Source organism: Aquirufa aurantiipilula, from assembly GCF_019923745.1.
Classification (GTDB): Bacteria; Bacteroidota; Bacteroidia; order Cytophagales; family Spirosomataceae; genus Aquirufa; species Aquirufa aurantiipilula.
Map to the genome: position 1 here is coordinate 1 of NZ_JAANOG010000016.1, position 13,198 is coordinate 13,198.

Annotated in this window: 12 protein-coding genes and 1 rRNA gene; 7 read left to right on the plus strand and 6 right to left on the minus strand. The window is 35.1% G+C overall.

The window, feature by feature from the left end; translation table 11 throughout:
- A 5S ribosomal RNA gene (rrf, locus tag G9H60_RS12620) occupies positions 1-103 on the plus strand; the annotation flags it as partial.
- Between the two features lie 144 nt (positions 104-247).
- Here the strand turns inward: rrf and G9H60_RS12625 are convergent.
- Positions 248-607 carry a four helix bundle protein gene (locus tag G9H60_RS12625; RefSeq protein WP_262900041.1) on the minus strand — a complete coding sequence of 120 codons (360 nt, stop codon included), beginning with the start codon at positions 605-607 and terminating at the stop codon, positions 248-250.
- 210 nt (positions 608-817) lie between these two features.
- Between G9H60_RS12625 and rmuC the strand changes: the two genes are divergently transcribed.
- Positions 818-2,116, plus strand: a complete 1,299-nt coding sequence (rmuC, locus tag G9H60_RS12630) for a DNA recombination protein RmuC (RefSeq protein ID WP_223144417.1) — start codon at positions 818-820, stop codon at positions 2,114-2,116.
- Between the two features lie 435 nt (positions 2,117-2,551).
- Here the strand turns inward: rmuC and G9H60_RS12635 are convergent, their stop codons facing one another.
- The gene (locus G9H60_RS12635) at positions 2,552-2,731 is read right to left on the minus strand and encodes a hypothetical protein (protein ID WP_223144418.1); all 180 of its coding nucleotides are present in this window, start codon (positions 2,729-2,731) and stop codon (positions 2,552-2,554) included.
- Positions 2,732-3,281: 550 nt separating this feature from the next.
- Here G9H60_RS12635 and G9H60_RS12640 point away from each other — a divergent pair.
- From G9H60_RS12640 to G9H60_RS12660, 5 genes are all read left to right on the plus strand, one after another.
- Positions 3,282-4,169 carry an ABC transporter permease gene (locus G9H60_RS12640; protein WP_223144419.1) on the plus strand — a complete coding sequence of 296 codons (888 nt, stop codon included), beginning with the start codon at positions 3,282-3,284 and terminating at the stop codon, positions 4,167-4,169.
- Complete coding sequence (locus G9H60_RS12645; RefSeq protein ID WP_223144420.1) at positions 4,166-4,846, plus strand: ABC transporter ATP-binding protein; 681 nt, start codon at positions 4,166-4,168, stop codon at positions 4,844-4,846. Before G9H60_RS12640 ends, G9H60_RS12645 begins: the two co-directional genes overlap by 4 nt.
- A gap of 388 nt (positions 4,847-5,234) precedes the next feature.
- On the plus strand, positions 5,235-7,706 hold the full coding sequence (locus tag G9H60_RS12650) for a type I restriction enzyme HsdR N-terminal domain-containing protein (RefSeq protein WP_223144421.1): 2,472 nt from the start codon (positions 5,235-5,237) through the stop codon (positions 7,704-7,706).
- Positions 7,707-7,850: 144 nt separating this feature from the next.
- Positions 7,851-9,335: an NACHT domain-containing protein gene (locus G9H60_RS12655; protein ID WP_223144422.1), complete on the plus strand. Its 1,485-nt coding sequence runs from the start codon at positions 7,851-7,853 to the stop codon at positions 9,333-9,335.
- Positions 9,336-9,734: 399 nt separating this feature from the next.
- The gene (locus G9H60_RS12660; protein WP_223144439.1) at positions 9,735-9,881 is read left to right on the plus strand and encodes a DUF4357 domain-containing protein; all 147 of its coding nucleotides are present in this window, start codon (positions 9,735-9,737) and stop codon (positions 9,879-9,881) included.
- Between the two features lie 57 nt (positions 9,882-9,938).
- Here the strand turns inward: G9H60_RS12660 and G9H60_RS12665 are convergent, their stop codons facing one another.
- The 4 genes from G9H60_RS12665 to G9H60_RS12680 all read right to left on the minus strand — a co-directional run bounded on the left by G9H60_RS12665 (position 9,939) and on the right by G9H60_RS12680 (position 13,064).
- A complete protein-coding gene (locus G9H60_RS12665; RefSeq protein ID WP_109322565.1) occupies positions 9,939-10,148 on the minus strand; it encodes a zinc ribbon domain-containing protein YjdM in 210 nt (69 codons plus the stop codon).
- A 14-nt stretch (positions 10,149-10,162) separates the two neighbouring features.
- Positions 10,163-12,016, minus strand: a complete 1,854-nt coding sequence (locus tag G9H60_RS12670) for a YgiQ family radical SAM protein (protein ID WP_223144423.1) — start codon at positions 12,014-12,016, stop codon at positions 10,163-10,165.
- Between the two features lie 308 nt (positions 12,017-12,324).
- A complete protein-coding gene (locus tag G9H60_RS12675) occupies positions 12,325-12,549 on the minus strand; it encodes a hypothetical protein (protein WP_223144424.1) in 225 nt (74 codons plus the stop codon).
- Between the two features lie 290 nt (positions 12,550-12,839).
- Complete coding sequence (locus G9H60_RS12680) at positions 12,840-13,064, minus strand: hypothetical protein (RefSeq protein ID WP_223144425.1); 225 nt, start codon at positions 13,062-13,064, stop codon at positions 12,840-12,842.
- Positions 13,065-13,198: the final 134 nt, after the last annotated feature.

Here is a 13,198-nt window from a genome sequence, read left to right on the forward strand (position 1 = left end):
GATAGGACGGGTGTTCACCTCTTCCCATCTCGAACAGAGAAGTTAAGCCCCGCACCGCTGATGATACTGGGATCAAACCCGGGAAAGTAAGTAAGCTCCAAGTTATTATTATCAAGCCCGCTAGTCTCTAGTGGGCTTTTTTTTGTTATTAGGGTTTAGGGTTAGTTATTAGGGAAATGAAGAATGTAGAATGAAGAATGAAGAATGAAGAATGTAGAATGAAGAATGAAGAATGTAGAATGAAGAATTAATGGTATAAATGGCTTGACTTCAAAATACTACCTAAAATTCTAAGAAGCTCTTCTAATTTATTTTGTAATTCTTCATTACAATAAATGTTGGATTCTCTTAAAAGCTTAATCCAATATCCAGTTTCTCTTGCTTCTTTATAAGCGATATGCATTTTTGCATAGAAATCTCTCTTTGAAGCCCCTCCTATTGCTTCTTCAACATTTGCCCCAATCGAAGTCCCAGACCTTAAGATTTGCTTAGTAAGTATATACTCTTTTTTCTCAACTTGAATAAGTTTGACTGTTCGTATAATCTCTAATGCAAATTGAAAACTCTTTACCTGAATAATATTGTCAGATCTCATTTGATTTTTCATCAAATATCTAACGAACATAACATGATAGAATCTAAATAATTGATATTAAATGCCAATATACTTATAACTTAGTAGGATTGCCTACATTCTACATTCTACATTCTACATTCTACATTCTACATTCTACATTCTACATTCTACATTCTACATTCTACATTCTACATTCTACATTCTACATTCTACAATCTACAATTTCCCTATCTTTGCCCCATGACTATCCTCTACATCCTTCTCGGCATATTGGCAGGAGCCGGTATCACCTACCTCCTACTCCAAGGTAAAATCAACGTAATAGCTAACCAATTGGCTCTGCTTCAACAAGAACAAAGCAAATGGCTCACACTAGAGGCCGAAAACAAAAAGAAAATCCAAGAGCTAGAACAAGAAAACAGAAGCATGTTTGGACAAGTTTCTTTGTTGGAAGGCCAAAATACCAGCCTCAAAGAATCCTTAGATAGCCAGAAGGCCGACGAAGAAAAAATGCGCAAAATGCTGGTGGATATCAGCAATGAATCCGTCCTCCGACAAGGGAAAGTACTCAGCGAGCAGCAACAAGTGAAGCTCAACGACGTACTCAATCCGCTCAAAGAAAAGCTAAAAGAGTTTGAAGAGAAAGTCAACCTAGGACAAAAGAGCAGCATTGAGCAAAATAGCGCCTTAATGGAGCAAATCAAAAACCTAACCAGCCTCAACCAAACCGTTACCCAAAAAACAGAAGATTTGACCAATGCGCTCAAAGGCTCCAATAAAACCCAAGGAAACTGGGGTGAAATGATCCTTGAACGCGTATTGGAAAGCTCAGGCCTCAAAAAAGGCTCTGAATATGAGACACAATTCGTGACCAGAAATCAAATGAACGAAAGCATCAAACCAGATGCCGTCATTTTCTTGCCTGACAACAAAAATCTAATCATTGATAGCAAAGTGTCTTTGGTAGCATACGAACGCTACACCAGCGCCGAGGAAGGTACCCTTGATAAGGACATAGCCCTCAAGGCCCACATTGAATCCTTAAAGAACCACATCAAAGAATTATCTGCCAAAGATTACCACACCGGTCTGAACTTGAATAGCCCCAATTTTGTCTTGCTATTCATCCCCATTGAATCCGGATTTGTGGCGACTATTTCTCAGGACACCTCTTTATTCAACTTTGCTTGGGAAAGAAAAATAGTCTTGGTCTCCCCGTCTACCCTATTGGCGACGCTCAGAACGATTGCTTCCGTTTGGAAAACCGAATACCAAACTCGCAATGCCATTGAAATAGCTCGACAAGCCGGAGATCTCTACGACAAATTTGTCAGCTTTACCCAAGACATGGAAGACGTAGGCAAGCACATCAAAAAGGCAGAAGACGCCCATTCCAATGCCGTCAATAAGCTTAGCACCGGAAAAGGGAACCTGGTTACCCGTGCGGAAAAACTCCACAAACTAGGCATCAAATCCACCAAAAAACTCAACCAAGGGCTGATTCAAGAGGAGGATTCTGACGAAGAAGAGGAACTGTAAATGGTAAGTGGTGAATGATTCATTTTGAATGAAGAATGAAGAATGAGGAATGAAGAAAGTAGAATGTAGAATGTAGAATGAAGAATGTAAAATTTTGATGAAAAACATCGTCGTGCAGCCCTGCGAAATGTGATGAACGCAGCGGCAATATTAGTTATGAGTTATTAGTGTTTAGGATGTAAAATCCTACATCCATTTATAATTTATAATTCATCATTGATCATTTCCTTTCAGCCTTCCGCTTCGCCCATGCTGCGTTCCCATCTTTCGTAGGATTAACCGTTCAATGTAGAATGAAGAATGTAGAAAAACCATTTAGAGTTTTACAATTTACATTGAGAGGTTAATCCCAAAGAAAGTTAAGCTCCAGAAAAAGTGACGAATTCAAAAGAGTGTAAAATACTTTTCATTTGAAATCAAGCGCTTTTCGTTTCATTAATTCACATGGATTTTCTTTTTTTGAAAAAAAGAAACAAAAAAACTTCTTTTTTTGTCGTCCAGCCAAGGCGAATTCCGCTTCGCGGAACCGTGATTCACTCCGCTATCGCCTATACTTTTGACGCCATCGCACATCGCCAATGCTGAGGTCAAAACCTCGTCTACCGCTGCGTTCATCACATTTCGCAGGGCTGCACGACGGAGTTTTCTATTAAAAATTCTATATTCTTAATTTTACATTCTTCATGGAAAGGTTAATCCCAACGAAAGATTGGAACGCAGCATGAGCGAAGCGGAAGGCGGATATTTGACCCTGCGCAAGGGCTATGTGCGTTGGCGTCAAAGATTAAAGCCGTATGCGGAGTGACAATTGGTTCCGCGCAGCGGAATTCGTCTTAGGATTAACCGTATTTCTTCCGTTTTTTTTGTTTCTTTTTTTGAAAAAAAAAGAAAGACCGAAGAAAGTTAAGCTCCAGAAAAAGTGACGAATTCAAAAGAGTTTAAAATACTTTTCGTTTCATTAATTCTCATGGAATTTCTTTTTTGTCGTCCAACTAAGGTGAATTCTATCAGAAATTCTACATTCTTCATTTTACATTCTACATTAAGAAGTAACTACAAATGAATAGCATTTTACACGAACGGTTATGTCAATGAAACAATTTAGCGTATTTTAATACCACCAAACAACAGCCTGGTGAAAGAGTATTTTGAACTACAAGTAAAGATGTCCAACCGTCATTTGAAAGATGCGGGCATACATCCGCTATTGGGTTATGTTGGATTGACAGCTTTGTTCCTAGGATTATCTGTTTACCTTTTTCAAAGCACGGATTTTGCCCCCTACATTTACTTGCTTTTGGCGCTATCGATGATTGGAAATTTGTCAGAAAAGCGGAGAACGGAGTTTCTACGTATTTGTTTTGGCGATTCCAGCATGAAAAAAATTAGAATTTGCGAGAATGTGATGGCTTCTCTGCCTTTTCTCGCTTTTCTGTTGTATCAACAGCTTTTTGCTTATATGGCCTTATTGCTTGCTTTGGTCATACTGTTAGCACTTAGCCAGTTCAAAACAGCCATGGCATGGACGCTTTGGACTCCATTTTCAAAAAGACCTTTTGAATTTACGATAGGTTTCAGAAATACATTTTACCTGTTTATTCTGGCTTATGGATTGGCTGTTGTGGCTGTATTTCTGGACAATTTTAATATGGGGATATTCGCTTTGTTGATCGTATTTATTACCAGCCTATTTTACCATTCCAAAGCAGAGAATGAATATTACGTTTGGGCCTTCCATCTGAAACCGAAAGCCTTTTTGTTGAGGAAAATAAAAACGGCCATACTGTTTTCTACTTTGCTTGCTTTACCCATAGCACTGCTCCTCTCCTTTTTCTTTTATCCAAACATAGGCATCATATTGCTATTCATTGGGCTTAGTTGGGCATTTTTGATATCGATGATTGTGAGTAAATATTCTGAGTATCCCAATGAAATATACCTCACACCCAGTATCTTTTTGGCGCTATGCCTATGGTTTCCGCCCTTTCTCCTGATTTTCATCCCCTACTTTTTCAAAAAATCTGAACACCGCCTTAGCCGTTTATTGAAATGATATCCATCCGAAACTTATCCAAGAAATTTGGGACCAAGGAAGTGTTGCATCAAATCCAGCTGGATTATGAGCAAGGGAAAGTGTATGGGATTGTGGGTGAAAATGGTGCGGGAAAGACTACCTTCTTTAGGTGCATAGCAGGCTTAGAAGATTACGAAGGAGAGATTAGTTCAGATCTGACACCCCTTAAAAATCACCTAGGTTTATTATTGACAGAACCTTTCTTCTTTCCCAAAATAACAGGCAAGGAATACTTACAGTTGTTATGCCAAGCCAGGGACGTCCAAATCTCCAACATGGAGGACAAGAACATATTTGATTTGCCCTTGAACCAATATGCGGCGACTTATTCCACGGGAATGAAGAAGAAATTAGCCTTGACGGCCATTTTACTACAGGGCAACGAGTACTTTATCCTAGACGAGCCATTTAATGGCGTGGATATACAAAGTAACATCTTGATTACGGAAATCATTCATCAACTCAAAGCATTGAATAAGACCGTGATTATTTCCTCGCATATATTCTCCACCTTGAGTGATACCTGCGATGAAATACATGTGATGAGCCAAGGGAATTTGATCAAGTCTGTTCAAAAGCCAGACTTTGCTACCTTAGAAACAGAAATCAAGCAAATGACCTTGGGCAAGAAATTGGACAAATTGGGATTGGCATAAGACGCCATAATGTTTTCCTATATCACCTTCCATGGAAGCATTTTACACGAACGGTTGATGGCTTTCTCTTAGCTATTTTCTTACTCCATTTTAGCCAAAACACCAGCATGTTTATCCCAATAATGGATTAAACGGCATGTTCTCAATTTCTATGGTTCATTTTCCAGCAAAATTTCAATTTGTCTTTACAACAAAGTCTAGTTCGTAGACCTACTGGATATGGTGGGTAAATGGATTTTGGGTAGATTAAACATCGTAAACTAACTCAACATATTTTGAAATATTATTTATATTAAAATATGTAATTAGCAATTATTTAATTATCAAAAAATAATTGTAGTTGAGACGTGAAAATATTTAGAATATATACCACCTACAAAAAAAGAATATGACAGAATTAGAGATTTTGAAACAATTGAAACAAAAATTTGGAGAAATTAATCTGAATGAAGCTGACACTAGATTTAAAATAATTGATACAATCATAGTGGACATTTTGAAATGGCCTAAAGATACAATTCTGACAGAAAAATATATTGATGGAAACAGGGCTGATTATGTTTTAAAAGACAGAAATGATAGACCATTAATAATTATTGAAAGCAAGAAGAATAGTGAATATTTTGAGTTACCAAAAACTTTTAATTCAAAAGAACCATTTCAAAAAATTATACTTGAAAAATTATTAACTGATGATGTAATAAAGAATGCTATTTCACAAGTAAAAGAATATGCTGAGGACTTGTTTTGCAATTTCGCAGCAATTTGCAATGGTGAAGTTTGGATAATTTTCCGAATTCATTCACACCATAAACCTTGGAAAAAATTACCAGCTTATGTAATAAAGAACTTAAATTATTTTGAAAAGAATTTAACAGAGGCAACAAATTTATTAGGTTATTATGCAGTAAATAATTTAGATTCTTTAAATACGAATATTGGAGTATCCAAAAAGACCTATTCTGAAATATTTTATCCGAAAAATAATATAACTACGTTCAATACACCTGTTAATAGTAATAATTATGCAGGACCATTAAAAACTATTTCCTTAAAATATTTAGGTCCAATCCCAGAAACCGATAAAGATTTCATGGACTCGTGCTATGTAACAAACAAAGGATTAAATGATTCCCTTCAAAAAGACATGCAAGGTTTTTTACATGATTCTTTAACACCATATTTTAAAAACCTAGGTTTTAGGGACTTTTCTGATGATAAACGAGGTGGAGCTTTAGGATTTAGAATTACCGAAATCATAAAAAAGGAAAAGCTTAATAACGTAATGATACTTTTTGGCGGAAGAGGTGCAGGCAAATCCACTTTCATTAAAAGATTTTTATATCATACTCAACCAATTGAGATTAAAATGCTTTCTCAAGTTGGATTAATTGCATTATTATATTCGGCACAAACTAAGGAGCGTTTGAGTGAAGAAATATGGCAAAAATTATTAGAAAGTATTGATATTTCAAATTTAAGAAATGGATCAAGAGATCAAATATTAGATTTGTTTTCAAACGAGTTTGATATTTTTAAAAAACAAATTTTAGCAGAATTAAGAGAAACGGATAATGACTATCAGAAGTTAATAAGAGAATTTATTCAAACAAACTTAAAAGACACAAAATTAGTGTGTGAAAAAATAAGTTTAAAATGGAAAGACAAGAATAAAGCCCTTGTTATTTTTATCGACAACATGGATCAATTGCCTCCAGAATTGCAAGATGTTTGTTTTCTTACTGCTAGTGAAATATCTGATAAGCTGAGTTGTTTGGTAATAGTTGCAATGAGAGAGGAACGATATGCAGAAGCAAGTTCAAGAGGTGTGTTAGATGCTTATCAAAGTCCTGGATTTCATCTTTCTTCTCCTGTAATTACTGAGGTAATCATAAAAAGAATAGAGTACATAATTGATAAAATTACATTTACTGCAGATATAGATTCTGAGTTTGGAATAAAAGATATAAAGGAACTTAATACATTAGTAGCTTTTCTAAATATTTGTAAAAACCAACTTATAAATAAGAAATCTCCATTGAGTTACTTTTTAAGATATGCTACACATGGAGATGTGCGACAAGCCCTAGAATTTTTTAAAGGTTTTTTAACATCTGGTTACACTAATATAAATGAAATGGCTGCTCATTCTGATTGGGTATTCCAAGTACATCAAGTCGTAAAACCAATGATGATTCCTAATCGGTTTTTTTATGATGAACGTAGTAGTAAAATACCAAATCTCTATCAACTTAGAAATGACACAGATAGTTCTCACTTTACTGGGTTAAGAATATTGAATTATTTACATAACAAAGCTGGTGACAAAGGTTCAAACGGGTTTGTTGATGTTAAATATTTAATACATAATTTTGATGTTAAATATGATTCTAAAACAGATTGTATCAACAATATTGATTTATTTCTTGAAAAAGGGTTAATAGAAGCCAATAATAGATTAGAAAAATTTTCAGAAGATGTAGATCAAATTAAAATTACAGCGTTGGGGAATTATATTTTCAAATATCTTGCATTCAACTTCGCATACATTGATTTAATAAGTCTGGATTCAGGCATATATGATGAAAGTATAAATAATTCATTTGTAAAATCAGCTGGAAAAGAGCTTCAATTTTATTACGAAAGGGATTTTATGTCTAGAATAAAATTGCGAATTAAAAGAGTACGAGAATTTATAGATTATTTATGTAATATAGAACGGCAAGAATTCCTTGATTTAGGATTGGATTCAACGGAAATTAATTTTTCTACAAAACTTAAAGAATCAATTGAAATACAAATCAAAAAAGTTTTAAATAGTGCGGAAAATAAAGAGAAAATTTTAGAAGAGTATAATTAAAAAAATACCCATTTATAATTTGAACTTAAAAATTAAAATGAATTTTTATGCATCTATTGAAATTTTAAGATGACAAAAATTTAAAATACTTCTTAAGTATTAAACTAAAATCCTAATCTATTAGCTGTAAAAAGACTTTTTCATATGCAACTATTGTATGTCATTTGGGATTGGTTTATATATGAAACAAATATATTCATAAAGAGCTTAACCATTCCTCTTGTTGGCGCAAGCTTATTCAAAGTATTAAAATATATTTATCAAGCCATTAATGAGCGTCGAGAAAAACGTAGTCTTTTTCCCTACTTTGATAATACCGCAATTCGAGAAGCCAAAAGAAATTATATAAGAACTAAATGTCAAAATATTGATCCCGCAAACGAAATAAACTATAAAAGCTCACATGCATTTTCAACAAAAGAGGACTTGTTAAACTTCTTCCTAAAAAAAGTGTTCTCATTGAAAGAAAATGAGAATAGGTTCTACTTGATTCTTGGAGATTCTGGAATGGGAAAGTCAACATTTATGCTCAATTTATTTTCTAGATATATTTCATTATTTAATTTCAAATTATCTAAAAACAATATAAAGTTACTTCCATTAGGTGAGAACTTAGATATAATCAAAGAGCAGATTAATAAAGTAGAATTTCCAAATAATACAATATTACTTCTCGATGGATTTGACGAAATTCCATTAATTGAAAATGAAATCATAAAAGATAAATTTGACGAGATAATTGATTCGGTTAAAGAATTCAAGGTGGTAGTAATAACATGTAGAACACACTTTTTTACATCTGAAAAAGAAGAACCTTTTGAATTGAAAATTAAGAAATTCAACACCTCTGGAAATGGATATCATAAAGTAAAGAAATTATACATTTCTCCGTTTGACCAAAAAGATGTATCAAGGTATATAAATAGAATTTTTCATTTTTATGAAATAGGTAAAAAAAGAAAAGCGAATAAAATAATTGAAAATACTTATGATTTAATGGTTCGCCCAATGCTTTTATCATACATAAAAGAGATCATAAATTCAGATAAGAAAAATTTAAATTCAAGTTTTGATATCTATGAAACCTTAATTGAGAATTGGTTTACAAGAGAATCTAATAAATATGAACAAGATAAAAGAAATGATTTCCGTTTGAACTTAATTTACTTTTCTTATGAAGTTTCGAAACATATTTACAAAAATTATAAAAAAAATGGTATCTATATTCCACTTGCAGATGCAAATAAAATTTCAAACAAATTCAAAATTAACTTGAATGAAATAGAAATAAAAAGCAGATCACTTCTTAATCGAAATTCACTTGGAGATTATAAATTTTCTCATAAATCCATTTATGAGTTTTTCCTTGCCTATTTGGCTTTTGCAAATCGGATATCATCTTACGATACCTATACTATTGAATATAATCTTGATAAGTACGATCAAGCAAAGATATTTGTGGAAGATATTGTTAGAACAAATCGTGTTCAATTTGCACTTCCAAATTTGTACAACCAAGAAATTAAATATAATTTAGAATTATATGAACGAATAATTATAGAAAAAAACAAAGTAAAAGAACTTAAAATAAAATGGCTTTCTGGTACGTCATTTAAAGTACTTCGTTAAAGTTAATCTAACAAGATAACCTTTATCAACGGTAACTGCTTGAATTAGGTTTCATAATTTATTTCTTAAATTATTCTTATCTATGAATACTCACTGAAATCTAATCGGTAGTGACAATTGAATCAAAAAAAAATATTTCAAAATTGATAAAAAAATCTTGGGACATTTTTACAACTAATAAGACATGTTAGATAGAAATAATATTTGTTTTACGCATGAAACTAAGCTTAATTGACACACTAAACATGCCCCAATTTTTAAACACAAGATAAAATATCACACTTTGACACTTATACAATTAATGAGCTCTGCAGATTCAATGAGAAACTTTGCCTAAATATATAAACTATACAAAACGTCAATTTGATTTAATAATATCGAACAAAAAACTATTCAACTATTAAGCTTTTTGAATTTTCTGATGACTTTATTTTTAGTAGTCCATCGACAGCAGCTACAATGGTCATGGGACGAAATGCGAACGGACTTACAGAATGGAAAAATAAGGATGGTAAGACCCTCAAAGATTTTAAAATAAAAGCTTAATCCTCCCTAAAAAAAGCCCCCATTTACAATTCACCATTTACCACTTACCATTAAAAGTTACGCTTTCTTCAAAAACTCCGTCTTCAAGACCATCATCGTTTTTTCTACTTTTCCTTCTACTTCGCCTTCGAAATCGGTTAAACGGATATTGCGCACCATGGTTCCGCGTTTGATGACGCCAGATGATCCACGTACTTTTAAATCTTTGATGACTGTTACTGAATCTCCGTCGTTCAATAAATTACCGTTACTGTCTTTAACTTCCATGTGCTATAATTTGATTAATATTTTTGGTTCCTATTTCTAAAGCCCAATAAGCGCTGCGCTAAGTCGGGCCGCTGTAATTTGGTTAAACGGTTCCGAATCCAATCCTTGAATTCTGCTTTATACCAAAAGAAATACTTATTTTGATTTTGTTTCTCTTCTTTAGTTTTGGCCGTATAAATCGGCTGCAAAGTATACGGATGCACACCTGTATAATAAATCACCTCCGCTACCGTCATAGGCGTTGGGGTGAAATCCTGTACTTGTTCCAAGTGAAAGCCTAAGTCCTTGGTTTCTGCCGCTAAATTGGCCATGTCCACTTCCTCACATCCTGGGTGAGAAGAAATGAAATATGGAATCAAAGGCTGTTTCAAACCATGCTTGGCTGAAATGGCATCGTATTTCTCTTTGAACTTCCTGAAATATTTGAAAGAAGGCTTACGCATAACCCGTAAGGTAGCATCGGAAGTATGCTCTGGAGCTACTTTCAATCGGCCGGAAACATGGCGCGTAATCAATTGCTCCATGTATTCATCGTGGTTCATGTCAGAATTATTCTTATTGAAATCATCCACCAATAAATCATAACGCACTCCCGAACCCACAAATGCTTTCTTGATGCCTGGATGCGCATCTACTTTCTTGTAAATCTCTGTCAAGGGTTTGTGAGATGTATCCAAATTGGAACAAATCACGGGGTGAATGCAGCTAGGACTAGAGCAACGGGCACAGATAGACTCGTCTTTGCCACGCATCTTGTACATGTTGGCCGATGGTCCACCCAAATCAGAAATATATCCTTTGAAATCCGGTGATTTCGTGATTTGATCTACCTCCTTCATGATGGACTTCTCACTCCGAGAAGCGATGAATTTCCCTTGGTGGGCCGATATGGTACAAAAACTACAACCTCCAAAACAGCCTCGGTGCATGTTGACCGAGAATTTAATCATCTCAAAAGCGGGAATAGGCCCTCTTTTGCGGTATTTAGGATGAGGTAAACGCGTATAAGGCAAATCAAAAGAGCGATCCATCTCCACCTCTTCCATGGTTTTGAAAGGTGGATTGATCACCAAGGTTTGATCTCCTACTTGCTGCGTAATTCGATTGGCCTGCCATTTATTGGACTCCACCTCCACAATCTTGAAATTGGCAGCGTATTTAATTTTGTCGACCAAGCAATCCTCATGACTGCTCAAACTGACCGTTTCCCAAGAATCAACCTCGGGTAATGCGGCCTCATTAGGCTGTAAAAAAGCGACTTGATTAATATGCGTTAAGTCTTTCAAAGGAATCCCGCTTTTTACGCCACGAATAATCTCCCTCAAAGGCTGCTCGCCCATGCCGTAGACCAACATATCTGCCTTTGAATCCACTAAAACCGATGGAAATAATTTGTCGGCCCAGTAATCATAATGCGTCACCCGACGTAAAGAGGCTTCTATTCCTCCAATTAATACAGGAACATCGGGATAAATTTCTTTGAGGATTTTGGAATAGACCGTGGTGGCATAATCGGGTCTAAAACCTGCTTCACCACCGGGGGTGTAGGAATCATTGGAACGCAAACGACGGTTGGCCGTATAATGATTCACCATGGAATCCATGCAACCGGCGGTTACACCAAAAAAGTACTTGGGTTTACCTAGTTTCTTGAAATCACGTAAATCATCTTGCCAGTTGGGTTGGGCCACAATACCCACCTTCAAACCTTCACTTTCCATGATTCTGCCAATCACTGCCGTACCAAAAGAGGGATGGTCTACGTAGGCGTCGCCTGATATTAAAATAACATCTAGCTCGTCCCAGCCGCGTTTTTCCACTTCTTTTTTTGTCAAGGGTAACCAGTCGGTGATCGGTCTTTCTTCCATCTTGCAAAATTAACTGAATTTGCTTGGTTTACCTAGTTGGGTTAATGGAGAATGGATGGAATAGTTGTTAGTTGTTAGGGATTAGGTATAAGTTATTAAGGACTTAGATATTAGTTTCTAATTCCTAAAAAAAATGCCTTGGTAAGTAAGGTTCAGTAAAATGAATTGCTAAATAAGTTCACATAAATACATTTCTTAGTTAAAAATCTCATTGATCTTTCATTTTTTATGAAAAAATAGAAATGCCTCGGTAAGTAAGGTTCAGTAAAAAGTATTGTTTAATAAGTTTACATAAATACATTTCTTAGTTAAAAATCTCGTTGATCTTTCTTTTTTTGGAGAAAAAAAGAAACAAAAAAACTTCTTTTTTTGTCGTCCAGCAAAGGCGAATTTCGCTTCGCGAAACCGTGATTCTCTACGCTATCGCCTATATTTTTGACGCCGACGCGCATCGCCCATGCTGAGGTCAAAACCTCGTCTACCGCTTCGTTCATCACCTTTCGCTGGAGCTGAACGACGGTATTGTCATTCATATAAATTCTAAATTCTACACTGAACGGTTAATCCCAACGAAAGATGGGAATGCAGCATGAGCGAAGCGGCAGGCGAATATTTGACCCCGTGCGTAGGTCTGAGCTAAGCGTCAAAGATTAAAGCCGTATGCTTAGTGAACATCGGTTCCGCAAAGCGGAATTCGTCTTAGGATTAACCGTATTTCTACTGTTTTTTTTGTTTCTTTTTTTATGAAAAAAAAGAAATGCCTCGGTAAGTAAGGTTCAGTAAAAAGTATTGTTTAATAAGTTTACATAAATACATTTCTTAGTTAAAAATCTCGTTGATCTTTCTTTTTTTGGAGAAAAAAAGAAACAAAAAAACTTCTTTTTTTGTCGTCCAGCAAAGGCGAATTTCGCTTCGCGAAACCGTGATTCTCTCCGCTATCGCCTATATTTTTGACGCCGACGCGCATCGCCCAGGCTGAGGTCAAAACCTCGTCTACCGCTTCGTTCATCACCTTTCGCTGGAGCTGAACGACGGTATTGCCGTTCATATAAATTCTACATTCTTCATTCTATACCTAACGGTTAATCCCAACGAAAGATGGGAACGAAGCATGAGCGAAGCGGCAGGCGAATATTTGACCCCGTGCGTAGGTCTGAATTAAGCGTCAAAGATTAAAGCCGT